Raw genomic sequence first — 24,969 nt, forward strand, 5'->3', positions numbered from 1 at the left:
GTGACATCAGCGGCGGCGGGGCGGGGCGGGGGGCGGAAGCGGAAACAGCCTGGGAAGCCCCCTGGTAGTCGTTCAGCAGCCCCGGAAACCGCCCCGCCCGCCCCGCCCCCGCGCTCATCCCGTGACAACACGGATAACACGCTGCGAAACGGATACGCCGCGATCTCACACACAGTGAGCGGTGAAACCGCAGCGATCGGCCTCGGATTCCTCGTCGGAGGCCCCATCGGAGCCGTCATCGGCGGCATCACCGCCCCAGCTGTCCTCGCCGCCGTCATGTGGCGCAGCCGGCGCGCCGAACACGACGCCAACGCCAACCAGAACAACCTGGCGCCGGGAACAGCGGCCGCGACTCAGCCGGATCCCGGCCCGGCAACGGGAACGGGAGCGGGAGCGGAGACCGCGGCCGGAACAACAACGGCGGTAGCGGACGCAACAACAGCCCGGGACGCCACGACAACCCGGGAGGTGGCCGGCGCCGGTCCCCGAACGGCCACAGCGACAGCGCCGGGACCCACCGCAAGCCCAGGTGAAGGACCCCGTCGCCGACAAGCTCAGCAAGCTCGGCAAGGACCTCCACAACAAGCTCAAGGACCGCAACCAGCGCAACAAGACCCCGAAGAACGGCAAGCACGACGGCTCAGGCACCTCCCCGGGCGGCGGCGGCAGCCACGACAGCAAAGGGCCCCGGAAGAACAACCCGGGCCCGAACAACGGCACCGGCCCGAAGCACGGTACGGACCCGAAGAACAGCCCAGGCAAGCGCCGCAAGTGGCTGAACGACCGCGGCCCCCAGCCCGACAGCCCCAAGCCTGGGACGGCCGCGGCAACAAGCCGAAGAAGCACCGCACCAAGGGCAGCGGCAGCGACACCTCGTCCTCCACCGCCCGGGACGGCCTCGCCCGATCACCCCAACGGCGGCAGCGGAGCCGAAGACGAAATCCTCGAAGGCGAACTCCTCGACAACGACCAGCAGCCCCCCCAGCCCCGCCAGGGCACCGGCGAGGTCATCGACGGCGAAGTAGTCGACGAGGACCGCATCGCCCCTCGTCCGCGCACACCGCGAGAAGCAGCGCCGCCGCCAAGCCATCACCGCGGCAAGAAGGCCGCCGAGAAAGCAGCCCGCGACGGCAACCTCGGCGACCCCCACCAGGTGAAGACCGAAGTGATCCGCGAGCACAAACCGGCGCATCGACCTCGAACTGCACCACGAGAACCAGCTGCTCGCCCCTCACCGCAGCGGCAGAAACACCAAGGAGCACCCCGTGAACTACCCCGCGATCCAGGGCCGCCCCAACCGGCACCCGCACCGCCGGCGTCGCCATCGCCCGGCAGATCGACTTCCGAGGCTCCACCGCCTACGCCATCCTCCACGCGATGGCCGACCAGCTCGCCCACGGCCTCCACAACGACGCCGACGCCGACATGGCCGACCACATCATCGAACTCACCGGCATCCCGAACATGTGCAAGAACCTCTCCCTCGCCGTCCAAGAAGCCGGCCGCGCCCTCGCCCGCACCGCACCCCTGCACCCGTCCGTGATCAAACACCTCAACAACGCGGCCATCGCCGCCCGCAGCGCCGGCCTCATGGCCGACCAGATCATGGTCGTGTTCGTCCAAGCCCACCGCGAGGACATCATCCGCGTCCTCGACCCCCGCATCGGCGAGGAACGCTGGAACCTCCGCAACGGCCCCGGCACCCTCGACGCCGCGAAGCTCCGCGCCGCGATCTCCTCCGCGCACTCCGCCCGCCTCGCCCTCCCCGCAGGCACCTCCGGCGGGGGAGGACAAGGCAACGGCGGCAGCAAGCTCGTACCGGCCTCCGACGGCAGCACCAAAAAGCTCATCACCCTGATGAAGGGCTTCACCCGCGGCCACATGGTCAACGTCCTGTCCGAAGTCGCCGGCTCCGCCGCCGGAGTCGAAGTCGTCGCCGACTCCGTCACCAAGCTCTACCGGCGCATGGTCAAGACCTGGCCCACCGAAGGAGTCGTCGACGACACCGTCCGCGCCACCGCCTCCAGGGTCCGCGCCGTCTCCACCGAACTGCGCAACGCCATCAAGGCCGCACAGCGCGCACACGAGCGGCAACTGCGCCTGAACGCCAAGCCCCGAAAAGGAGCCAAAGCGGAGTCCAAGTGGGACGTCGCCGGCCGCGGACCGGCCAACTAACCAGAAAGGAGACAAGGCCATGACCAGTGCAGAACTGCCGGTGACCCCCGCCGAAAAGCGATGGGACTTCAGCCGGGACGCCGTCACCCACGGCCGACTCGTCGCCTGGGGCAGCGAACTCGGCGTCGCCACCGCCCTCGTCGCCCCCCTCGCCGACATCCCCTGGGAAGCCGGAGCCGGCGCCGGCATCCTCTGCACCGGCGCGGCCGTCCTCTACGAACACGCCCGCGGCTCCTGGCGGCGCGTCCTGGCCGCCCGAGCCACCTCCTGGCTCGCCACCACCGGCTGGCTGTCCTACACCCTCGCCGAAGGCCCCACCCTCCTGAAGATGGCGTTCGGCGGCGCCATCTGGGCCACCGGAGCAGCTGTCAACATCGGCATGGACAAGTGGGGCGAGGAAACCCGCGCCGCCGAGAAAGAACTCGACCGTCGCCTCGAGGCCGGCGAACAGATCAAGGCCGCACAGGACGGCTGGGGCCCGCCTCCTCGAGGACATCTGCGGCATCGAAGGCGCCATCGCTGACCCGGTCATCGACCGCTGGTCCAGCGGAGCCGGCTACACCGTGAAGGTCACCCTGCCCTCCCACCTGAACATCGACGCCCTCCGCGGCTACGAGGCCCCCCTCGCCGGCGCCCTCCACCTCCCCAAGGGCGCCGGCGTCAGCTTCAACGCCGGAGGCCCCACCACCCCCGCAACGTCGTCTACATCGCCGTCACCGAGAAGACATGATGAGCGGCGCCATCCCCTACCCGAAGCTCACCCCGACCACCATCAACAAGCCGATCGGCTTCGGTGTCGTCGGCAACGGCGACGAAGCCGGCCTCAACCTCAAAGACGAAGGCTTCATCGCGATCGGCGCCCAGGGTTCCGGCAAGACCGCCTTGATGAAAAACCCTCGGCCTCGGCCTGGTCCGCTGCGTCGACGCCATCGTCATCGACCTCGACACCTCCGCGAAGATGTCCGCGGTCTTCGTGAACCCCTACCTGCGGTACGGCATCGGCCGGCCCCTCATCGACTGGCCCGCCACCACCGAAGACGAATGCCGCGTCGTCATCCAGGCCGCCAAGAACGCGATCGCCGCCCGCAAAACCGAATACGCCGACCTCCTCGAAGACGAAGACGTCGACAACCTGCCCGCACGCCCCGACATCCCCGCCATCCACATCCGCGTCGACGAGACCAAGTCCATGCCCGACGACGTCCTCGCCGGCCTCGACTTCATCATCGAAGAAGGCCGATCCGTCAACATCCGCGTCTCCAACACAGGGCTCCGCGCAACCCGCGAATACATCACCGGCACCATGGACGAACTCACCCCCGGCCGCATCGGACTCCGCACTAACAACAGCAGCGAACTCCAGATGCTGTTCCCCGACACCGGCGCCCCCGACATGGCCATCTTCACCGACCCCGGCACCGTCGCCTACATGTCCACCACGAAGGGCCCCTTCCAGCCCACCCCGGCGAAGGCCTACGCCACCATGGCCGAAGCCTTCCCCCAGGGCTCCGCAGAGTACGAGCGGATGCAGTCCCTGTTCATGGACGCCGCCCGGGAACTGTCTGACATCCGCCCCGACATGGACCCCATCACCGCCAAAGCCATGGGACTTGCCTGGTCACAGCGTTGGGCCCGGATCATCCCTAACCTCCGCGGTGACGCCCACGGCAATGTCACCCCCGACCGCATGCACGAGTCCGTGTGGGAGCTGTACCAGTCCTGGGAGAAGCCCGTCCCCTACGACCTGCTCCTCGGCCGCGCCGCCGACGACGACGGGTACACCCTCGCCGCACCGACGACCGGCGCCGCAGCCGAGATCCCCCGCCTGTCCGAGACGATGCTCGACGACAACGAACTCGACCGGCTCGCCGCCCAGGAAGCCGCCATCGAACTCGCCAAAACCTCGGCCAAGCCCAAGACGAACGACGAACTGGCCATCGAACTCTTCGCCTCCATGGGCCGCCCCGCGAAGCCGAGCGAGATCTACCCGCTGATGGTGAAAGCCGGCTACGACAAGTCAGAGCGCACCTTCCGCGACCTGGTCGCGAAACTCGGCCTACAGGACAAGCTGACCAGGCGTCATGATGGAACCTACGCGGCAGCCGACAGCGATGAGGTTCCCCATGCAGGACGAGTTCCCGGACCTGAAGATGACCCCGATGGACGAGGCGATGCTCCACATGACTGAGCTGATCTCCGGCCTGAAGAAGGCCGGCCTCAGCGAAAACTCCGCCGTGCGCTTCGCCGCCATCTACTTCGCCGAGTCCTCCGGCAACGTCGAAGACGACGACTGATCAAACCAGCGACCAGGAAAGCCCCCGGGTCGTACCCGGGGGCTTTCTGCATCCAAAACGCCCCCAGCAACCCCGCGAGGAGACCACCCACCGTGAACCGACTGCCCGAGCCCACCGCGCGGCAGCCCCACGCCACCCAGGCCGGGCAGCCCACCCCCGACACCCTCCACCAAGCCGCCCAGATTGCCGCAGCCGTCGACGCCATCTACGAACAGCCCACCAGCTACCGCAACGACTCCCTGCCCAACCACTCCACCATCGGCACCACCCCGCCCGTCCCCCAACCCGGGAAGCCCCCCATGAGCGAAGCCGCCGCCAACCTCAGCGGCGTCATGGTCGCCAGCAGCCTCCCCATCCTCGCCCTCGGCGGCGCCGCCACCGGCATCCTCTGGGCCTCCGGCCACGCGGACCCGGCCGTCGTCGGCTGCATCGTCGCCGCACCCGCAGCACTCGCCATCCCGATCCTCGCCCTCTCCCGCCTCATCAAGCGCGCCAAAGAGACCGTGGAAGCCGCACCGCCCGTCATCCACCAGCACTACAACGGCACCGTCCACCAGGACGCCCGCACCGTGAACAGCACCAACCGCGGCATCTGGGCCAGCACCCGTAACCAACTACCCGCAGGGGAGTGAGCCCCACCCGCATCACGGCCCCGCGGCACCCACACCGCGGGGCCGACCCATGCCCGAAGGAGCCCGCCTGAGCTGGGGACCGGTCCGGTTCGGCTTCGCGCGCGTGAGACACGGCGGGGACCGGGGGCGCTGTTCGCTCAACCGTCTCGGTGAAGGCCGAGCGAACAAGTCGTCAGCTCTCGTAGATCTCCCCGCTCACGATGCCCTGCGCCATCTGCCCGATGATGTCCCTCCGTGTCACCTCACCCGTGGTGGGGGCCGGGTAGCCGGCAGGCAGTCCGCGTTCCACCGCGTCCACGATGTCATCGACCTTGAACGTAACCCCGGTGTCCACCGCGAGGCGGGCGACGTCTTCGACTGCCCGTTCCGTGCGGGCGATCAAGTCACGGACCAGGGACTCATAGTCAGTAATCACTGACCGACGGTAGCGCAGGGAGGCGCGGCGAAGTCCGGAAAGCGGGTGACTTGGTGCCGCCACTGAACCGGCTGCGGCTTAGCGGGCACGGTGAGTCCCCGCCCGGACTCCGGTGCGGGGCTTCGTGGCGGGCGTCCCCGTAAGTTACCGATTGGTTCGGGTGCGACCTGCGGAAACGCGACACCCCAGCCAAGCCACAAGGACCAGAAGAGCCAGACGGAAACCCGCAAGGGAACGCACCTCTGACAACACCACCGAACTACGGCAGCATCAGAACCGCACGGCCCGGACGCCTCGATACCGGTGTCCCCGCGCCCTACCGAGCAACCGGGCCGTGCACCACAAACCGCTCGGGGTACCCGAGCACCCGCCGGCCTCGCCTCAGCCCCCAGCTTTGGCGAGGCCAGCCCGCATCACCCCTCCGGATGCTCCCGGAACCACGCCACCATCCGCTGCAACGGCAACGACACCGCCAGCATGTTCCCCCGCGCCGACAAGTTTTCCCGCCCATAGTGGTCGGCCTGCCGGTCCGCTTCGTCCACGTACCCGATCGGCACCGCGTACAGCGACGCGTCCTTCACCTGCATCGCCTCCCGCACCTTGTCCGCCGCGGCCAGCTTCCTCGTCATGAACGCCTGGCAGTCATCCGCGTCCGTACACCCAGAGGCGGTCTCCTGCTCGTACGTCTCGAGCGCATCCCGCGGCGCCACCGCCGGCGCCGACTTGGAGGTGCTCGCTGACGGTTTCGCATCCGGCTTGTCCGAGCCACCCCCGCAACCGGCCAGCACCACCACCGCGGCCGCCGCAGCAGCCACAGCCCCCACCCTGCGCAGTCTCCTCATGCCGCGCATCGTCCACCCACAGACCAAGCCAAGGGAACAGATCGTTGAAAATGAGCGATCATCCGTAACAGGCGCGGGGCCTGACAACCACACAGCGGGAGCCCCACCGCCATGCCCCCCTCCAAAGCCAAACAAGCCCTCGTCGCCAAACGGCGCAGCGAGATGCTCATCATGAAGATCCAAGGCCGCACCGCCGCCCAGATCGCCGAGCACTACGGCATCTCACCCGCAACTGCCCGCTCCGACCTGGCCCGCGCGATCAAGAAGGCCCGGGAACTCGAGGTCGAGGACGCCGAGCTGTACCGGTACGTACAAGGAGCCCGCCTCGAACACCTCCTCCGCGGCGTATGGGCCGAAGCAGTCGACGGCGACATCAAGGCCGGGGAACAAGCCCGCAAGTACATCGCCGACCTCACCGACCTGTTCGGCCTCAAGGTCCCCGTCCGCACCGAGATCAGCGGCCCCGACGGCGGCGCCATCCCGTTCGGCGGGAACGACCTGACCGAACTCTCGGCCCTCATCGACATCGCCGGCCAGCCCAGCGGCGACCTGCCCGACCTCACCCACGTCGAAAACCACGACAGCGACGACGAAGACGCTGAGGACAACGTCGAGCCGGAGAGCGAGGAGGAGGATGGCGACCGCGAGTAGCGAGCGCTCCCTCCTCGCCACCTACCTGCACCTCCCCCCGGACGACCGCCGCCGCATCGCCCAACACGCGAGCGCCGACCTGCGCCGCAAGCTTGCCCACCTCGAGCGGCAGATCGCCATGGACCGCTCCCCAGGCGCCCTCGCCGCCGTCCTCACCGAAGGCAGGGAGAAGCAGGCCCCCCACCTCGACATGATCGACGGCGTCTTCCAGCGGATCGCCGCCGGCGAACGCATGCAAGTGATGATCACCTGCCCTCCCCGGCACGGGAAAAGCCAGCGCGCCTCGAGGTGGGGACCGCTCTGGTACCTACGCCGCAATCCCACCGCCCGCGTCATGCTCGCCTCCTACGGCGCCGAACTCGCCGATGACCACGGCCGATGGGTCCGCGACCAGCTCCGGGCCTACGCCCCCACTCTCGGCGTCCGCCTCCACCCCGGAAGTCACGCAGCCAACCGATTCGACCTCGAAGCTCCCCGCAGCTCGTCCATCCGCGGCGGCATGGTCACCGCCGGCGTCGGCGGCAGTCTGACCGGCAAAGGCTTCTCCCTCGGCGTCATCGACGACCCCTTCAAAGGCTCCGACGACGCCAACAGCCCAGCCCAACGCGAACGCGTCTGGAACTGGTACCAGTCCGTCTTCTACACCCGCCGAGCCCCCGGCGCCTCCCTCATCCTGATCAACACCCGCTGGCACGAAGACGACCTGTCCGGGCGGATCCTCGCCACCGAACCCGAGAACTGGACCCTCATCGACCTACCAGCCCTCGCTCTCTCCGACCAGGACCCCCTCGGCCGGAAACCCGGACAGGCCCTATGGCCCGAGCAGTACGACGAGGAAGAACTCGCCCGCACCCGCCGCGCCGTCGGCGAACGCGTCTGGTGGGCCCTCTACCAGCAGCAGCCACGCCCCCTCGAGGGCGGCGTCTGGCAGTGGGCGTGGATCACGGGCAACAGGGTCAGTGTCACCGCGCTCCGCGGCGTTGACCTCACTCGCATCCTCGTCGCCATCGACCCCTCCGGCGGGGCAGGCACAGCCAACGACGAGACCGGCATCGTCGCCGCTGGCCGCGACAGCCAGGGCGAGCTGTACCTCCTTGAGGACCGATCCGGCCGGCACGGCGCCAACGCCTGGGGCAACGAAGCCTGCCAGGCAGCGATCGACCTGGGAGCGGACGCCTTCGTCGTAGAGACCAACTTCGGTGGCGACATGACCCGCCAGGTCCTCATCCAGGCGTGGCAGGAACTCGAACGCACCGGCCGGACCGGCAACCGTCCCATGCCCCGGGTCATCGAGGTCAACGCCAAGCAGGGCAAGCGCCTGCGAGCTGAACCCATCGCCCAGCTGTACGAACAGGGCCACGTGCATCACGTGGGGGAGTTCCCCGACCTGGAGCGGCAGATGGTCACCTGGATCCCCGGCATGGACTCCCCAGACCGCATGGACGCCGCAGTGCACGCTCTGACCGAACTTGCCGATCCTGCGTCCGCTGCTGTCGGTTCCAGCAACTACAGCGACCAAAGACTGCGGGGCAGACGTTGACAATCCATCGGTCGTCAAAACCGGGTCACGATCCGAGGGACTGGTGTGACACAGGGCCACACAGCGCCTTGAAATTGTGGGCAAACTACCCCGAAACGTACATGTGAACTTTTCATCTGACCGGCAAAGTGAAAGCAACACGCCCAGGAAGACCGCTGGACGGCAATCTGCCGCGATTTGGTGCCGGGGGACCAAATCACACACCCTGAATCGAAGTGATTTAAAAATCGGGTACGCTGTCCAAGCACGTTACGCACCTCGTCGTCCGTGTCACTGGCACGGCCTCGAGGAGCGGACGGGAAGGTACAACAAGAGGGCCACCCCTCGGCGGGATGGCCCTCGGAGACCCGGACTGGGGCCTTATCGCTGCGTCATCACCTGGACGGCCAATCCAATCACGGCGACGACAAAGCTCCAGAAGTCCCAGTCTGGGTCTGGGTGATCATCGAACACGTCTCCTCCTTCTCGCCGGAGGGACCCGGGTGGTCCCCCGGGCGTACGCACCGGGAGACGTCGCGGAGGAGATGGTCGCGAACACCTGCGGGAAGTCTAAGGCCTCCCAGAGGCCGAAACGGCCGCCCATCCCAGGGCAAACGTGATCAACCGCCGTATTCCTGGCGGAAATTGGGGATCACTCCTTCGCTGGATCGCTCGAATGAGTGAATCTACGGTGATCTTGCACGCTCAACCAGACCCCTACCGCCGACCCACGCCCCTCCAGCCGAGGGAACCCGCCCACCCGAAGCCCGTACCCTGAGCACAGGCGCGGGGCCTGCGAGCGGAGGGAACTCTGTGGGCTTCGTGACCGGCCTGAAGAAGGTCGTCATCGACGGATGGTCGTGGCTGAACTACAAGCCGATCTACAGCGACCCCCGCGGCATGCCCAACCGGCGTGCCTTCCCCGAAGCGCAGGCCTCCTGGGTGCCCGCCGAGGACGAACGGCGCCTGGCCGCGTACAAGCTGCTCACCGCCTACGACAACAACCAGGCCGCCGAACTCGCCGCGATCCTCGACGGCGAGCAGGCCCGGGAACGCCGGGAGTTCGGCGACCCGGCCATGTTCGTCGAGACCGTCATGGCGCACGTCCTGGGCCGCGAGCAGCACATCACCGTCCCGGGCGCCGAAGGCGACACCGCCCAGCCCACCCCGGACGAGGAGATAGCCGGTCGGGTACAGGACCTGCTGCGCGCGTGGGCCGACGACGAGCTGCTGCCCATGCGGATCCAGCAGGCCGAACGCAAGGCCGTCGCCCTCGGCGACGGTATCTACCGGATGGCGTGGGACCCCGCCAAGCAGCGCCCCACCATCCGCGCCGTCGACCCCGGCTTCTACTTCCCCGTCATCGGCGAGGACGACGACGGAGGCGAGTTCCCCCAGCGCGTGCACTTCGCATGGGAGCTGCCCGAGGACCCCAAGAACGGGCTCAAGCCGCGCCTGCGCCGCATCACCTACGAGATTGCCCCCATCGGCGCCGCCACGTCCACCGGAGTCGACGGCGCTGGCCGGGCCCTGCGCGTCCCCGTCACCACCGAAGGATCCGACGGGCAGACGGTGCCGGTCATCGCCCGCGGCGACACCCTCACCGGCGACGGCACGATCACCCGCCAGTACGCGTGGAACGACGCCCCGACCCCACTGACCTGCTACCTCACGGACGCCACCTGGGACCTCGGCGACCTCAAGGCCGGACACGACGTCGATGACCTGCCCCTCGACAAGGCCACCTATGCGACCCGCTCCGACGGCGAAGTCCTCGACCACCTCGACCTCTACATCGACTTCATCCCGGTCATCCACGTTCCCAACACCGTTCCGGCCGCGGAAGAGCACTGGGGGCAGTCTTCCCTGGCCAAGGTGCTGCAGGTCTTCGACGAACTCCAGGCAGCCGACACCGACTCCGCCCGCGCCTCCGCCACCACCGGCCTCCCCATGATCGGCATATCCGGGGCAGTGGCCGATGCCCGGCAGGCCTACGACGTCGGGCCCGGCGCCGTGTTCAAGCTCGGGGAGAACGGCCGCCTCACCACCATCGACACCAGCCCAGCCCTGCGCGAGCTACGCGCCCACAAGAACGACCTCGCCGACCGGGCCGCCACCAACGCCCGCCTGCCTGCCGTGTCCCTCGGCACCCTCGACCCGTCCAAGGTCGCCTCCGGGTACGCCATGGAACTCTCCCTCGGACCGCTGGACTCCCTCGTCGCCAGCATGCGCCTGGCCCGCGCCCACAAGTACGCGCTCCTGCTGAAGTTCGCCCAGCGCCTGTTCCTCGCCGGACAGCACCCCGACTGGACCGGCATCACCCCCCAGCCGGCCGAGCTGGTCTTCGGCCCCTACACACCGACCGACACCTCCGGCGTCCTCAACCAGGTCACCAACGGCGTCTCCCAGGGCGTGCTGTCCCTGGAAACCGGCGTCCGCATGCTGCAGGAGGCTGGGTTCCCCATTGAGGACGTCCAGCAGGAGATCGAACGCATCCAGTCCCGCCAGTTCGAACAGGCCCGCACCCTTGCCGACGCCACCGGCAACCCGGACGCGGTCGCCGCATTCCTCGGCCAGGACACCACCGTCACACCGTCCGCACCGGCTCCGCAGCTCCCCAGCACGCCCGCCGACGCGGTTTCCTCGACCACCGCCGGCGGCAGCAGCCAAGGGAGCGGAGGGAACACGGCATGACATCTGTGCTCCACTTGGATCTAGGCGCGGGGCCTGAACTGTCCTTGGGAGGACTGTCGCTCATGCGTCGCCCCGCGCAGCACCGACTCGGATCCACGCCTGCCCCCGGCTGGGCCCACCCGTACACCGGCCTGCCCGGCATCGCCGTCTTCTACAACGACGGCGGCACCGACCCCGCCCCCCTCCCCGCGCCCACGCCGGCGGACGTGCTGCCCAAGCAGCCGCCGGCCGCGGACCCGGTCAAGCAGTTCACCCAGGATGACCTCGACCGCATCGCCGCCAAGGAGAAGGCCCAGGGACAGCGCGCCGGCGCCCGCCAAGCCCTCGAGGACTTCGCCAAGGAGTATGGCTTCAACACCGTCGACGACGCCAAGGCGTTCATCGATGCCGCCCGCAAGGCCCAGCAGGACGCCCTCTCCGAGGAGGAGAAGCGCCGGCAGGACCTTGACCGGCGCGAGCAGGAACTGGCCGCGAAGGAAGCCGCCACCGTAGCCCGGGAGCGGGCCGCGATCCGCAGGGCAGCCGTCATGGGCCTCGGCGCCACCGGCGAGGACCTGGCCGACGCGCTCGCCCTCCTCGACCGTGACCTCGCCGAACAGCCCGACGCCGACGAAGCCACCGTCACCGCGGCCGCCGAAGCCCTCAAGGCCCGCCGGCCCGCCCTGTTCACAGCCGCCCCTGCCGCGCCGCAGGCCCTTCCCCCCGCCCCCGGCGGAGCACCGGCCGGAGGAGGGCCCCGCCCGTCCGCCACCAAGGACGACGTCCAGGCCCGCGCCCGCAAGCGCGCCGAACAGATGGGCTTCCGGCGCCCCGACGCCGCCTGACAACCCACCACACGAGCCGAGGGACCACGCCCTCCCCGCACCACCCCGTGGACGGCACCACCCAGCTGGTAGCCCGCACCCTGTGCCATCCCCATTCCACGGGAGGAGATCGGCGTGGACCTCCAGCCGATGACCACCACCACGACCGTGACCGCCGACCGGCGCTGGCTGAAGAGCCCCCACGGTACCGAGATGAACGAGACGATCACCCTGGACGTCTCCAAGTTCACGGCCGGCACCCACTACGTCGCCGCGACCGCGACCATGCCGTACGCCTACTTCAAGTCCGGCCTGCCCCTCGGCAAGATCACCGCGACCGGCCTGTACGGGCCGTACAACTCCGGTGCCTCCGACGGCACCCAGATCCTTGCCGGCGTCCTGGACACCGAGACCGCGTTCAACCCGGCCGTCACCAAGGTCGGCGGCGCGCTCCGCGTCCACGGATCCATCGACACCGCGAAGCTCCCCGTCGCGCTCACCGTCCCCGCGGCCGCGAACCGCACCGACAACCTCCGCTTCGCCTGAAAGGGGGGCTGAACGATGCTTGACACCCTGCTCAGGGACATCGACGCCACCGAGATCAACGCCTTCGCCCGAGCCGTGCAGACCCCTGCGGACTACGCGCTCACCCTGTCCGTGATGCCGGAGAGGACCATCAACTCGGTCAAGTTCCGCATCAAGTCCACCAGCCGCCGCGTCAACGCCGCGAAGTACCGCGCCTGGGACGCCCAGACCGCAGTCGCCACCCGCGAGGCCAAGCGGATCGTCACCGAGGGCATGCTCCCCCCGCTCGGCCAGAAGTACCTTGTCGGCGAGCTGGAGCAGATCCTCCTCGACACCAGCCGCGGCGCCGACTCCTCCGAGCTGGTCGACCTGCTCTACCAGGACGTTGCCGCGCACGTGCAGTCCATCAAGTCCCGCCTCGAGCTGGCCGTGGGCGACCTCCTCACCGACGGCAAGTTCACCCTGTCCGGGGAGAACGGCCTCACCGTCGAGTACGACGCCGGCGTGCCCTCCGCGAACATGCCGACCGCCGCCACCGCGTGGACCGACCCGACCGCGGACGCCCTCGCCGACGAAATGAACTGGATCGAGGTCCTGCGCGCCTCCGGCGCCCCGCTCCCGTCCCGCGTCGTCACCAGCTACAAGGCGCGCGCCCTCCTCGCCGGCAACAACGCCTACCGGCAGGCGTTCTACGGCACCAGCGCCACGAACATCCCCACCGGCGTCCTCGCCCCCAACGAGGTCGACGCGGTCCGCGCCCGCTACAACCTCCCCCCGATCACCGTGTACGACGTGCAGATCCCCAAGGACGACGGCACCATGGCCCGCCCGCTGCCGGACAACAAGTGGCTGATGCTGCCGCCGAACCCCACCACGTGGGGCGAGACGCAGTACGGCGTCACCGCCGAGTCCCTCGTCCTGTCCTCCGGCGGCAACCCCGCTATCGAGCGCGAGGAAGCCCCGGGCATCGTCGTCACCCACGGCTACACCGACGACCCGGTCACCGTGTGGACCAAGGGCGCCGCCGTCGCCATGCCGGTGCTGTACGTCCCGGACATCCACATCTCCGCGACGGTGTTCTGACCATGGCCGCCAAGCTCGCAGCGACCGTGTACGTCACCGACCCCGACACCCACCAGACGGTGGTCCTCGAGGAAGGCAGCGAACCGGAACCGCGTCTGGCGGCTCTGGTCACCAACCCCGCGGCATGGGAGGACGGCAAGCCCCCTGCCGCAGCCAAGAAGGCCGCCGAGGCCCAGCAGGACGACGACTCGACGGACGACAAGCCGACCGCGAAGAAGACCGCGGCGGCCCGGAAGCCGGCTCGGGGCCGGACCGCCGCTGACGAGGGCAGCAGCGGCGACTAGCGGCGTGCGGGCCCGCCCCTTGTGGTGGGGGCGCCACCCGGCGGGCCCGCACCCGCACCCCATCTCGCCGACCCCGACCCTGATGGAGGCAGCACGTGGACACGGCAGTAACACACTGGCTGCTTGCCCAACTCGGCACCGACACCGACCTCGCCGACCTCACCGCCCGCTACACGCGACTCGGCACCGCACGAGCCGTAGCCATCGAGGTCCTCCGGGAACGCTACGCAGCCCTCCGCGACCAGCCCACCGCGGTCACCGTCACCAACGTCGTCGCCATCAACCAGACAGCGAACCTCGCCGCCTACGAACGGCAGATCGCCGCCCTCGAGGCCGGTGAACCACCAGCACCGGACGACCCGCCCTGCGGCGGCCCGGACATGCTCGAGATCCTCCACCTGAGGGCACGGCCCCGGCGATGACCACATCAGCCCAGCAGCAGACCGACCAGCGCAGCGAACTCACTGCCCTCATCACCGCCGCCACCCTCGACCTGGTCCGCCAGTGGGAGCGCCTGCCCACTGCCCAGGACACCTTGCTCCGCGCCCTGGAACGCCTCCGCCCGGGGCTCGGCGCCACCACCCGCATCAACGCGCACATCACCGCGTTCAACCAGCAGGTCGGCGAGTTCAGCCGCCTCACCCACGCGCTCATCGAGCGGTGGGCCGCCCACGACCTGCCCACCGCCTACCGCGACGGCGCCCTGCGCGCCCTTCGTCAAACCGACGCAGACCTCGCCCTGTTCCGGTGGACAGCCGACCACCAGGCCGCCATCACCGCCCTCACCGCCGCCTTTTACACCGACCTTGTCGGCCGTATCCAAGAAGCCGTCCGCCGCGCCCAGGCGTTCGCCAGGGCTGCACAGGACGCCACCCGCGAGGTCACCATGGGCCGCAACCACGCCGGCATCGACTCCGCTGCCCTCATCCGCGACCACCCGCTGTCCACGATCATCTACCGCGACAGTTCCCGGCATCCCGTGAAGGACTGGGCCCGCTCCGCCCTCACCTACCAGGGCGCCGTCACCGCCAACCACGGCGCGATCAACACCGGCCGCCTGGACCTCGAGGCCCAGTGGTTCGAGTGCGTCGACGGCAGCGAATGCGGATTCACCTCGCACCAGGACACCGACCACGCCAACGGCACGATCCGATCCGCTGATGACGCGGCCGCCTACCCGATCGCCCACTTCGGCTGCATACGCCAGTGGACCCCCCGCCCCGACCTCAACGGCGCCAGCAATCTCGTCTCAGGAGATCCCGCATGAGCCCCGCCCCGACCGCCCTCACTGTCCACGACGGATACGGCATGCCCGACGACGACCAACGGCTACGCATCTGTACGTGGCTCACTGCCAACGGCATCAACCCGAACAACGTCACCCAGCACGCTCCGATCCACATCCTCCCCATTCCCGTGCGGCCGCCCGAGACCGGTGACGGCTGGCTCGCGCAGGTCATCGTGTTTACCGAGTGCTATGTCAACGCTGATGGGCATAGGGAACAGAACCTGATCAGCCGCGAGCCGGTGACCTTCCAACGCACGGTGCCGCTCCGAGTCCCCTTCCCTGCGAACTTGCCGGGCAACGATGGAGGGGAGGAAGAAGCCGTATGACCGCCCCCGCCGAGCCGACTGCGCACGGCGTCCGCATCGACGCCCAGCCCGGAAGCGCCACCATCCGCATCGACGGCACTCTGCTCCCGCGAGGCCAGGTCATCGGCTACCAGCTCGAACACTCCATCGCCGACGCGCTCCCCATGCTCATCCTGCACACCCGGCAGCCCGAAGGTGTCGTATGGGAGGGACTTTCCCGGGTTGCCGTTGCCGACCCGCAGCAGGACCTCGGCCAGCAGATCGCCGCATTCCTCGGAGGCATCAACCCCGCCGCCCTGGAAGGCGCGGCGCTGGAACGCGACGACCTCTCCAACGAGCGGTATGGACTCACTGCTGCCATCCTCGCCACGCTCGCCGACTGGGCGCAGGGGAGGGGAGTCTGATGGCCAGCCTCGACCAGATCCTCGCCGGAGTCGTCACCTGGATCGACAAGAACCTCCTCATCGACACCATCCGGATCACCGCCCCGCCCAGCGGCGAACCGGTCCTCAACCCGGACACGGACCAACTGGAGTACCTTCCCGGCGACATCCTGTACGAGGGGCCGGGCGCCGTGCAGGGCGGCATCGCCCAGTCCGAGGTCACATCAATCCCCAACGTGGGGCAGCCGTGGGCGCAGGAGTCCAGGAGCCGATACCGGCTGATGACCCCGCTCGAGGCACCCATCGCCCCGAAGGACGCGATCGTGACCGTCGTCGCCTCCCACGACCCGGGCCGCACCGACCTGATCGGACGGTCCTGGATGGTCCAGGACCCTGGCATTGCCGCCACCACCGAGGTCGTACGCATTACCGCCCTGGACCAGAACCAGACCGGAGGCCGGGAGGTGACGCCGTGACCCCGGAGGAACTCGCCGACCGCCTGGAGCACGCAGCGATGAAGGTCGGCCCGGCGATCGAGAAAGCCGTCGCGCACACCGGTGAGATGGGTGTGGCCCGGGTCCGCGGCAACGCATCCGGCCGGCCGGGCCCGAACGTCATCACCGGCGCCTACCGGAACTCCTGGCGGGCGGAGACCCGAACTCTGCGCTCCGGAGCCGTCTGCACCATCGGGACGGATCTGCCGTATGGCCGGCGCCTTGAGTTCGGGTTCGTCGGGATGGACAGCCTGGGCCGCAACTACAACCAGCCGCCCTTCCCGCACGTCCAGCCAGCACTGCCGTACATCGGGCAAACCCTGGTGGCGCAGATGCGGCTCGCCATCTCGGAGGTGGTGCTGTGATCGACCGAGGGCAGGTCACCCAAGCGCTTGCCGCGCTCCTTACAACCGAGACCGGTCACCCGGCCGGGCTGGGGAGGATGCCGAAGGCCGAGCCACCCTACTACCTGCTGTACAGCGTCGACACCAGCCTGTCCGGGGCTCCGTTCACCGATGGCAACGAAGACATCAGCCTCGTCTACCAGGTGACGTCGGTATCTGGCCCCGATCCGAAGGTGGCCGGCTCCAGCGGCACCCTGGGCCAGGCCGAGCGGCTCGCGGACAAGGCCCGGCAGGTGATTCTGCGCCGCGACCCGAGCACCGGCCTCTGGGCGGCCGCCCTGAACATTCCCGGTGCCAAGGTCATGTGCCGGGAGCTGGAAACAGAACCCGGGGGAACGAGTGACCCCACAGATGGGATCATCAGCTATGTGCAGCGCTTCAGGTTCGACCTGACGCCCGCCTGACCCTCAGGCCAGGCCGTTCGACCGCACCGCGGCGGGACCCCACGCGGACGCCACACCACAGTGGCCGCCACACCAGCAGACCAACGCCGTAGGGGTCCCTTCATGGCCAGGTTCAACCGCAAGGGCACAACGAAGATCCTGTGGGTGCCGACGATCGCGTCCACCACCTACCTGCCGACCGCGGCCGAGCTGACCGCCGGCACGGACTACACCAAGCAGATCGCCGCCGTCGACGGGTTCTCCATCGAGAACCAGGAGATCGAGACACCGGACATGGCCAGCACCTTCGTGGCCAAGATTCCCGGTGACGACTCTGCTGCGGACTCCTCGCTGACGTTCTACGAGGACGACACCGACGACACCATCGAGCAGGACCTCGCCAAGGGCACCGTCGGCTTCGTCGTGATCTGCCGCAAGGGCAAGACCCCCGGCACCAAGGGCATGGACGTCCACCCGGTCCGCGTCGCGTCGAACTCGCCGACGATCACCGCCGACAACGAGGCCGCGAAGATCACCGTCAAGTTCTCGATCATCGACCGGCCGCTGCTCAACGCCACAGTCCCGACCGGCAGCTGACCCAGCCCACCCCTCAGCTCCTGGCCGGGCCCGTGACGCGTTCGGGAAGGGCCGCCCACGCGGCGCCCGGCCAGGATCCCTTCCCCTGGAGGACCACCACACCATGACCACCACGGCACCGCCCCCGCCGCAGAACGCCGTAGACCGGGACCCGCACTGGATGGCAACCCGGGCCCGGCTCGCCGCGCGACAGCGCCCGATCGCCACCATGACCATCTGCGACGACCAGAGCGTGAAGGACGCGCTGGCCACTGCCCAGTACGCAGCCCGCCGCGCCAAGTCCGCTGCCGACGACAACCCGGGCGACAAGGACCTGAAGAAGCTCGCCGCCGCGGCGGAGAAGGAGCTGGAGGCGGCACAGAAGGCGTTCGACGAGGCGGCGATCGTCCTCAGGTTCCAGGCACTGCGCCGGCCCGACTTCGAAGCGCTGAAGAAGGCGCATCCGGCGACGGAGGAGCAGGCCGAGGACGGCATGGCGTTCAACCCGGAGACGCTCTGTCCCGAGCTGATCGCGGCCGCGTCCCTGGACGGCATCACCGCCGAGGAGGCCACCGAGTACCTCACCGAGTGGTCCGAAGGCGAAGCCGCCCAGCTGTTCGACACCGCCTGGCAGGTGCAGGGAGAAACCCGCGCGGACCTGGGAAAAGGCTGATCCGAGATGAGCGCCTGCGCCGCGAACTCGAACTGTGCGACCGATGGGGCATCCCCCACTCGCAGTTCCGCGGCATCGGCGACGGCACCTGGAGCGAGCGGGACCGGGCCAAGGCCCTCGCCTTCCTCGAGTACCAGAGGAGCGTGTGCCCGCAGTGCGGCACCCGCTACGACGACTGGGACCACGGCGGCGACGACGAGGAAGACCGCTACGTGGCCGTCCTGCAGAAGTGCGTGGGCTGCGAGGTCATCGCCGACAAGCAGAAAGAGCTGGAAACCTCCGGCGAATCCACGCACGGGATGAAGGTCGCCCTGGTCCCAGCCGCAGTGCAAGCGGCCCTGGAACTGGCCAGGGGCCTGCACAAGGCACGCCACATCGACGACTGACGAGTGAGGGGAGGGCCGGGTGGCCAACTGGAACCTGTCCGTGGAACTACGCGGCAGCGGCAACGACCTGGCCCAGTCCCTGCGCCAGGCTGCCACGCACGCCCGCAGTCTCGGCACCGCGGCAAAGACAGCACGTACCGAGGTCAGGGAACTCGGCACGGCTGCCGAGACGGCCGCCCGGAAGATCCAGACCCTGGGCCGTGAGGCACAGACCACCGGACGCCGGCTCAGCACCCTCGGCGACCGCGCGGCGACGGTCGCCCGCAACCTCAACCGGTACGGTGACGCCGCACGCAGCGCCAACAGCCACCTCAACAGCCTCGGAGACCGCTCCCGCACAGCCGGCCGGGACCTGGGCCGCATGTCCGGGCAGATCGACACCGCCATCCGTGACCTGACCCGCCTGGCATCAGCTGCCCGGACCGCTGATGCCCGCCTCACCCGGGTCGGCGGTACCGGCGTGAACGGTGTACGCCGCTACCGAGAAGAGACCAGCCGACTCGCCTCCAGCATGAAGTCGCTCGCCGGGCTCGGTGTCACCCTCGGCGTCTCGCTGGGCGCCGCGGAGATCCTCAAAGAGGGCAACCAGTACCAGCAGGCGATGAACGCGTTCGGCGCCACCACGAACGCAACCCGCTCCCAGATGATCCGTGCCGGGGCCACCGCCAACCAGCTCGGCAACGACCTCAAACTGCCCGGTGCAACAGCCGCAGATGCTGCCGAAGCGATGGTCGAGCTGGCGAAGGCGGGCTTCCGTACCGACCAGGCCATCAGCAGCACCCGCGCCTCCCTCGTCCTCGCCTCCGCCGCGCAGGTCAACGCCGCGGACAGCGCCAAGTACCTCGGCGACATGATGGACCAGTTCGGCATGGGCGCCGACCAGGCCGGCGTCGCCGCCGACACCCTCGCCGCCACAGCGAACGCGGCATCTGGTGGCGTCACCGACATCTACTACGCCATGAAGTACGCGGGCCCCGTCGCGCACGGCCTCGGCGTCACCATGCAGGAGGCCGCCGCCGGCGTAGGCATGTTGGGTAAGGCGGGCATCCTCGGCCAGACCGCCGGCACCACCCTGCGCGGCATGTTCGCCAACCTGGCCTCTCCCACCCCACAGATGATCGACGGGCTCAAAGCCCTCGGCATCCAGGCATGGGACGCCCAGGGCAACTTCAAGGGCCTCCGCAACGTCATCGTCGGCCTGTCCAAGGCCCAGCACGACATGACCCAGCAGGACTTCACTGCCGCGGTGAAGAAGGCCTTCGGCAAGCCCGCCATGTCCGGTGCGATCGCCCTCGCCCACCAGGGCGTCAGCTCCTACGACGCCCTCATCCAGGCCGTGTCCCAGACGGGCGCCGCATCCGACATCGCAGCAGCCAAGGGCAAGGGCCTCGCCGGCGCCATGCTCCAGCTGAAAACCCAGTCGAAGCAGACCGGGATGGCGATCTACCAGGGCATGTCACCCGGCCTGGAGTTCCTCGCCCGCGGGCTCACGGCAGGCCTCGCCGACGCCACCCCGAAGATCGAGCAGTTCTTCAAGTACCTCAACGACTCGGCTCACCTGTTCGGGCCCGGGATCGCCGCGGCCGCGCGCAGCGAGTTCGCCGGCATCGCTGATGCCACCAAGGGGCTGGCGAGCCCATTCAAGGAACTGGGCACCACAGCTGCCGCGGACGCCCTGCACGTGCTGCTGTCCGCCGGCCAGATGGCCGTTCAGGTCCTGTCCTCGCTCGGTCACGCCGTGGAGCCGGTCATCAAGGCACTCGGCGACCTGTCCGGGCAGTCCGGCACGGTCTCCTCAGCCCTGGACATCGTCATCACCGCCATCGACCTTGCCGCAACAGCTGTCGGCGCGTTGTCCGGTGTCCTCGTCCCCATCGGCCAGGTGGTAGGCGGTCTGGTGTCGGCGTTCGGACGGCTTCCTGGCCCCATCCAGCAGTTCGTCCTCGCTGCCCTGCTGGTCCGACGCATCCAGGGCCCGATGGCCGGCCTCGCCACCACGGTGTCCGGCCGGGTGACCGGCGCTTTCCGGTCCCTGGGGCAGCAGATGGCCGTGCAGCAGGGCCTCGCGGCCACAGCCGGGCAGTCCCTGTCCCGCTACGGCGCCGCCATGGCAGTCCTGCAAGCCCGTGTGCCGGCCATCGGCCGCATGGGCGAAGCATTCCGGACCGCTTCCGCTCAGGGAACCGGTTTCACGGGCACACTGCGAGATATCGGCGCCGCATCCGCATCGGCCGCCCGCACCATCGGTAGCGGCCTCCTCGGGGCGCTGGGCGGCCCCTGGGGGCTCGCCATCACCGCGGCGACCGTCGGCCTGGGCTATCTCGCCCAACGGCAGCAGCAGGCCGCTCAGGCAGCCGCGGAGCATCAGGCCCAGACCAGCAGCCTGTCCTCGGCGCTGCGCGAATCGAACGGCATCGTCAACGAATCCGTGCGGTCGATCGCCGCCGAGAACCTGATGCAGACGAAGACCAAGGACTGGTATGGCAACCAGCAGCGCCTGGTCGACCTCGCCCGCAAGGCCAAGGTGCCCATGTCCGAGCTGGTCGACGCCTACACCAACCAGGGCACGTCCCTGAAGGAGCTGCAGGCGCGGCTCGAGGGCGTCACCAAGGCGCACACCAGTTGGATGACGGACGCCGAGAGTGGCGCAGCAGTGAAGGCGCCCGACGAGGTCGGCAAGGCAGCTCAGGCCCTCAGCAAGGGGCTGGGCGGCGTCTCCGGGGACTTCCAGAAGGCTGCAGCAGACGCCAAGGCGTATAACGAGGCCGTCAACGGCGTCTCCCATGACACCAGTGCCTACGGCAAGCTGAAGGATGCTGTCGCGGCGCTCGCCGACAAGACAGCGGACGCAGACTCCCGCACCCGAGCCCTCCGCGATGCTCTCGATCTGCTGTCCGGCGGCAGTGTTTCCCTCCAGGCAGCTCAGGCCCGCGTGAACGAGGCCATCACCAACGCCAACGAGGCGATGAAGAACGGCATCAACCACGCGGACGGCTATGGCAAGGCCCTCATCCAGACCAACGGCACCCTGAGCACGACCACGAAGAACGGCCAACAACTGTTCGACACCCTCAACACGGTCGCTGACGGCAGCGCGAACGCAGCGATTGCCGCTTACGACTTCGCGCAGTCGCAGGACAAGGGGCTACCCGCTTCCCTTGAAGCGGCCCGAAGCGAGATGGAGAAGGCCCGCAAGTCGGCTATCGACTTGATGGGCAGCTACGGGCTGACAGCCGAGCAGGCCGGGAAGGTCGCCGACAGCCTCGGCCTGATCCCCGGGCAGGTGTCGATCCTGCTGGAGACGAAGGGCGTCGACAGCACCCTGGCCGAGCTGCTCGCGGTGCAGGCAGAGTTCAAGAAGGTCCCGGACTCCAAGACGGTGAAGGTGGATGCCCTCGGTGAGGACGCCAAGAAGGAACTGGAGGACCTCGGGTATCAGATCAAGCTGATTCCCGGCACCCGCCAGTACAAGATCACCGCGCCGACGAAGGACGCCCGGGCCGAGCTGGACGCGCTGATCAAGAAGATGTCCCAGACGCCGGGCGGCAAGAACATCACCGTGAGCGCCAGCACGGCAGGCGCCCTGATGGGCCTCGAACAGGTCCAGAACAAGATCCGGGGCACCAAGGGTAAGACCGTCACCATGGGCGCGCTGACCGGGTCGGCGATCTCAGCGCTGCAGCAGCTCGGATTCAAGATCAAGGGCACCAAGGGCAAGACCGTCACCATCACCATCCCGACCGGCGGCCCCGCGGCCGCCGTGAGCACCATCCAGGGCTACATCAACTCGGTGCACGGAAAGACGGTCGGCGTCGGCGTCTACACGACCGAGTACTACAAGAAGGTGCAGTCCGGGAACGTCTCCTCCGGCCCGCAGCTCCCCAAGCCCGGCCACGCGGCAGGCGGCCTGGTCCGACGGGCGGCCGGAGGCCCCGCCCAGTACTTCGACCAGGGCGGCTACATCACCGGCCCCGGTACCCCCACCAGCGACAGCATCTATGCCGAGTTCGCCTCCGGCGCCAGGGCCATGGTGTCGAACACCGAGTTTGTCATGCGATCAGCTGCGGTCCGCAAGTACGGCGTGACCACCATGAACGCCATCAACCGCGGCCAGCTCGATCTGCCGCACCTCGCCGGTGGCGGATCCGTCACCGACTGGCGGTACGACCCGAACACCGGCAGCCTCTACAGCGCCTCAGACGCAGGACAAGCCGGCCACAAGACGAAGAAGGTGAAGGTCAAGGGCGGCACCAAGGAAGTCGACTACTTCGACATCGGGGCCGTCGAAAAGAAGCTGAAGTCCGCCGCGAAGGCCACCCAGTCCTGGAACAAGGACCTGGAGAAAGTCGCAGACCGGGTCGGCGGGGACGTCGCCGAGGCCCTCGCCGCGATGGGCGAGGACGGCATGAAGCTGGCCCACAAGATGGCCAACGGATCCACGAAGTACATCAACGACATGGCCAAGGCCCTGCGGGACTTGCAGAAGACCGCCAAGGCATCCCTGACCGACTACACCCGGCAGCTGACCCAGGCGAACACGCTGAACAAGACCTTCAGCGACAACCTGGCCAAGCTCGCCGCCGAAGGCTACGGCGACCTCGCCTCCCAACTGGCCGCGCAGAACGACCAGGCCGCACAGGACCTCGCAGCGGCCGCGGTGAAGGACAAGGGCAAGGCATCCAAGGCGAACGCCCAGGCCAAGACCGCGAACAACGCGCTCACCGCCGACCAGGTCGCCGAGCTGGTCCAGATCATCGCAGCGATCAAGACAAGCAAGACCGGCATCCACGACGTCGCTGCCGCCACCAGCCTCGGCGAGGACGAGATCATCGATGTCGGCAACAAGGCCAAGACTCAGATCAGCAAGTCCCTCGGCTCGAGGGCCAGCAAGTTCCTCGCCGACCTCGGACGCGCCAACAAGCACCTCAGCTACGCCGACGGCGGTATCCGGGCCGGCCTGTACGCCACCCAGAGCGGCATCGTCCGTTTCGCTGAGCCCGAGACCCACGGCGAGGCCTACCTGCCGCTATCGCCGACCAAGCGGCGCTCCGCTCTACCAGTTCTCGCCGACGTCGCCCACCGCTTCGGGCTCGGCCTGACCGACGTGACCGCCGGCCGCCAGGTCGTCGTGGTCCGCTCCGGCGACACCACCAATGTGACCGTGACCCCGGTCCGCACCGGCGCGACCGCGTCCGACATCGGCGCCCAGGTCGGCCGCAGCGTCCGACGCGCCCGCAGGGGAGGGGTGGCAGCCCGTGCCTTCTGACCTGAACGACTGGCAGTACGACCTGGGCGGCGTCCTCATCGGCGCCGGCACCAACGTGAACGTCATCGACGTGACCGGGCTGGGACGCCCCCCGGTACGGGACAACGACACCGACCAGCCATCCATGGACGGATCCTTCGCCGGCCCCGACTACTGGGCCGCCCGGCAGATCCAGTTCGACGCCGCCATCACCATCCCCGGCAACCCGACCGCCTGCTACGACGCGGTCGCCGCGCTGCAGGCGGCCGCCGACAACACCAGCGTCCGCCTGGTCGGCGGGCAGGGCATGACCCTGCGGGTCAAGCGGCCCGGAAGCCCCGTCAAGGCGCTGACCGTCCGCGCCCGCAAGCTCGACCCCGAGTACAAGCAGGTCATCCACGGCTATGTGCCACTGGACATGGAGTTCTTCGCACACGACCCCACCTTCTACGCTGACGAGGACTCCACCACCGAGATCCCCCTGGGCTGGCTGACCGGCGGAGGATTCGCCGCCCCCGTGGTGGCACCGATCTACGTCCAGGACGGCACCACGGCCGCCGACCGGCCCGGCTGGGTCACCAACCAGGGAGACGCCGACGCCTGGCCCATCATCCGCATCACCGGGCCATGCGCGAACGTGACCGTCACCAACGTCGCCACGGGCCGCTCCCTCGCATTCCCCTCCCTCGACCTGGACGCCGGCCGCTGGATCGAGATCGACACCCGTCCCGGCTACCGCACTGCCACCTGGGACAACGGCGGCAACGCAGCCGCCGCCCTGTCCCCGAGCAGCCGCCTCGACCTGTTCTCCCTGCCACCCGGCACCTCCGAGATGCGCTGGACGGCCTTCGACAACACCAACTCAGCCCGCCTCCGCCTGACCTGGCGCGACGCCTACATAGCCCTCTGAAGGAG

The 24,969-nt window shown here is 68.9% G+C and carries 26 protein-coding genes; 23 read left to right on the forward strand and 3 right to left on the reverse strand.

Features of this window, described 5'->3' with window-relative positions; genetic code table 11:
• Positions 1-1,377: 1,377 nt before the first annotated feature.
• On the forward strand, positions 1,378-2,175 hold the full coding sequence (locus HZZ00_RS37435) for a hypothetical protein (RefSeq protein WP_180333974.1): 798 nt from the start codon (positions 1,378-1,380) through the stop codon (positions 2,173-2,175).
• Between the two features lie 19 nt (positions 2,176-2,194).
• Positions 2,195-2,698, forward strand: a complete 504-nt coding sequence (locus HZZ00_RS37440) for a hypothetical protein (protein ID WP_180333975.1) — start codon at positions 2,195-2,197, stop codon at positions 2,696-2,698.
• Between the two features lie 179 nt (positions 2,699-2,877).
• Here HZZ00_RS37440 and HZZ00_RS37445 read toward each other — a convergent pair whose 3' ends face one another.
• On the reverse strand, positions 2,878-3,111 hold the full coding sequence (locus HZZ00_RS37445; protein ID WP_180333976.1) for a hypothetical protein: 234 nt from the start codon (positions 3,109-3,111) through the stop codon (positions 2,878-2,880).
• Positions 3,112-3,133: 22 nt separating this feature from the next.
• Between HZZ00_RS37445 and HZZ00_RS37450 the strand changes: the two genes are divergently transcribed.
• Both HZZ00_RS37450 and HZZ00_RS37455 read left to right on the forward strand, forming a co-directional pair.
• Positions 3,134-4,363 carry a hypothetical protein gene (locus HZZ00_RS37450; protein WP_180333977.1) on the forward strand — a complete coding sequence of 410 codons (1,230 nt, stop codon included), beginning with the start codon at positions 3,134-3,136 and terminating at the stop codon, positions 4,361-4,363.
• Between the two features lie 198 nt (positions 4,364-4,561).
• Positions 4,562-5,101, forward strand: a complete 540-nt coding sequence (locus HZZ00_RS37455; RefSeq protein WP_180333978.1) for a hypothetical protein — start codon at positions 4,562-4,564, stop codon at positions 5,099-5,101.
• A 172-nt stretch (positions 5,102-5,273) separates the two neighbouring features.
• Here HZZ00_RS37455 and HZZ00_RS37460 read toward each other — a convergent pair whose 3' ends face one another.
• The gene (locus HZZ00_RS37460) at positions 5,274-5,516 is read right to left on the reverse strand and encodes a hypothetical protein (RefSeq protein WP_180333979.1); all 243 of its coding nucleotides are present in this window, start codon (positions 5,514-5,516) and stop codon (positions 5,274-5,276) included.
• A 413-nt stretch (positions 5,517-5,929) separates the two neighbouring features.
• Positions 5,930-6,331 carry a hypothetical protein gene (locus HZZ00_RS37465; protein WP_180333980.1) on the reverse strand — a complete coding sequence of 134 codons (402 nt, stop codon included), beginning with the start codon at positions 6,329-6,331 and terminating at the stop codon, positions 5,930-5,932.
• 138 nt (positions 6,332-6,469) lie between these two features.
• Between HZZ00_RS37465 and HZZ00_RS37470 the strand changes: the two genes are divergently transcribed.
• From HZZ00_RS37470 to HZZ00_RS37560, 19 genes are all read left to right on the forward strand, one after another.
• Positions 6,470-7,009: a sigma-70 family RNA polymerase sigma factor gene (locus HZZ00_RS37470; protein WP_180333981.1), complete on the forward strand. Its 540-nt coding sequence runs from the start codon at positions 6,470-6,472 to the stop codon at positions 7,007-7,009.
• Complete coding sequence (locus HZZ00_RS37475; protein ID WP_180333982.1) at positions 6,993-8,549, forward strand: terminase large subunit domain-containing protein; 1,557 nt, start codon at positions 6,993-6,995, stop codon at positions 8,547-8,549. Before HZZ00_RS37470 ends, HZZ00_RS37475 begins: the two co-directional genes overlap by 17 nt.
• A 792-nt stretch (positions 8,550-9,341) precedes the next feature.
• Complete coding sequence (locus HZZ00_RS37480) at positions 9,342-11,222, forward strand: hypothetical protein (RefSeq protein WP_180333983.1); 1,881 nt, start codon at positions 9,342-9,344, stop codon at positions 11,220-11,222.
• Positions 11,223-11,284: 62 nt separating this feature from the next.
• On the forward strand, positions 11,285-12,046 hold the full coding sequence (locus HZZ00_RS37485) for a hypothetical protein (protein ID WP_180333984.1): 762 nt from the start codon (positions 11,285-11,287) through the stop codon (positions 12,044-12,046).
• 114 nt (positions 12,047-12,160) lie between these two features.
• Positions 12,161-12,571 carry a head decoration protein gene (locus HZZ00_RS37490; RefSeq protein ID WP_257586061.1) on the forward strand — a complete coding sequence of 137 codons (411 nt, stop codon included), beginning with the start codon at positions 12,161-12,163 and terminating at the stop codon, positions 12,569-12,571.
• A 15-nt stretch (positions 12,572-12,586) separates the two neighbouring features.
• A complete protein-coding gene (locus HZZ00_RS37495) occupies positions 12,587-13,633 on the forward strand; it encodes a major capsid protein (protein WP_180333985.1) in 1,047 nt (348 codons plus the stop codon).
• A 2-nt stretch (positions 13,634-13,635) separates the two neighbouring features.
• Positions 13,636-13,917 carry a hypothetical protein gene (locus HZZ00_RS37500; RefSeq protein WP_180333986.1) on the forward strand — a complete coding sequence of 94 codons (282 nt, stop codon included), beginning with the start codon at positions 13,636-13,638 and terminating at the stop codon, positions 13,915-13,917.
• Between the two features lie 95 nt (positions 13,918-14,012).
• On the forward strand, positions 14,013-14,339 hold the full coding sequence (locus tag HZZ00_RS37505; protein ID WP_180333987.1) for a hypothetical protein: 327 nt from the start codon (positions 14,013-14,015) through the stop codon (positions 14,337-14,339).
• Positions 14,336-15,184 carry a hypothetical protein gene (locus HZZ00_RS37510; RefSeq protein ID WP_180333988.1) on the forward strand — a complete coding sequence of 283 codons (849 nt, stop codon included), beginning with the start codon at positions 14,336-14,338 and terminating at the stop codon, positions 15,182-15,184. Before HZZ00_RS37505 ends, HZZ00_RS37510 begins: the two co-directional genes overlap by 4 nt.
• Positions 15,185-15,225: 41 nt before the next feature.
• Positions 15,226-15,531: a hypothetical protein gene (locus tag HZZ00_RS37515; RefSeq protein WP_219014235.1), complete on the forward strand. Its 306-nt coding sequence runs from the start codon at positions 15,226-15,228 to the stop codon at positions 15,529-15,531.
• The gene (locus HZZ00_RS37520; RefSeq protein ID WP_180333990.1) at positions 15,528-15,914 is read left to right on the forward strand and encodes a hypothetical protein; all 387 of its coding nucleotides are present in this window, start codon (positions 15,528-15,530) and stop codon (positions 15,912-15,914) included. The genes HZZ00_RS37515 and HZZ00_RS37520 overlap by 4 nt, the downstream gene beginning before the upstream one ends.
• Positions 15,914-16,369 carry a DUF6093 family protein gene (locus HZZ00_RS37525; RefSeq protein WP_180333991.1) on the forward strand — a complete coding sequence of 152 codons (456 nt, stop codon included), beginning with the start codon at positions 15,914-15,916 and terminating at the stop codon, positions 16,367-16,369. Before HZZ00_RS37520 ends, HZZ00_RS37525 begins: the two co-directional genes overlap by 1 nt.
• Positions 16,366-16,752, forward strand: coding sequence for an HK97 gp10 family phage protein (locus HZZ00_RS37530; RefSeq protein ID WP_180333992.1), 387 nt, complete (start codon positions 16,366-16,368; stop codon positions 16,750-16,752). The genes HZZ00_RS37525 and HZZ00_RS37530 overlap by 4 nt, the downstream gene beginning before the upstream one ends.
• Entirely contained in the window at positions 16,749-17,195 is a 447-nt protein-coding gene (locus HZZ00_RS37535; RefSeq protein ID WP_180333993.1) for a hypothetical protein, read from the forward strand. Before HZZ00_RS37530 ends, HZZ00_RS37535 begins: the two co-directional genes overlap by 4 nt.
• A 102-nt stretch (positions 17,196-17,297) precedes the next feature.
• A complete protein-coding gene (locus HZZ00_RS37540; RefSeq protein ID WP_180333994.1) occupies positions 17,298-17,771 on the forward strand; it encodes a hypothetical protein in 474 nt (157 codons plus the stop codon).
• Positions 17,772-17,874: 103 nt separating this feature from the next.
• Positions 17,875-18,423 (forward strand): hypothetical protein, encoded by a 549-nt coding sequence (locus tag HZZ00_RS37545; RefSeq protein WP_180333995.1) that lies wholly within the window; start codon positions 17,875-17,877, stop codon positions 18,421-18,423.
• A gap of 143 nt (positions 18,424-18,566) precedes the next feature.
• Positions 18,567-18,809 (forward strand): hypothetical protein, encoded by a 243-nt coding sequence (locus tag HZZ00_RS38975; protein ID WP_257586062.1) that lies wholly within the window; start codon positions 18,567-18,569, stop codon positions 18,807-18,809.
• A gap of 19 nt (positions 18,810-18,828) precedes the next feature.
• Positions 18,829-24,075, forward strand: a complete 5,247-nt coding sequence (locus HZZ00_RS37555) for a phage tail tape measure protein (RefSeq protein ID WP_180333996.1) — start codon at positions 18,829-18,831, stop codon at positions 24,073-24,075.
• The gene (locus tag HZZ00_RS37560; protein ID WP_180333997.1) at positions 24,065-24,964 is read left to right on the forward strand and encodes a phage tail domain-containing protein; all 900 of its coding nucleotides are present in this window, start codon (positions 24,065-24,067) and stop codon (positions 24,962-24,964) included. Before HZZ00_RS37555 ends, HZZ00_RS37560 begins: the two co-directional genes overlap by 11 nt.
• The last annotated feature ends 5 nt before the right edge of the window (positions 24,965-24,969 follow it).

It is taken from the genome of Streptomyces sp. NEAU-sy36 (genome assembly GCF_013423905.1).
Lineage (GTDB): Bacteria > Actinomycetota > Actinomycetes > Streptomycetales > Streptomycetaceae > Streptomyces > Streptomyces misionensis.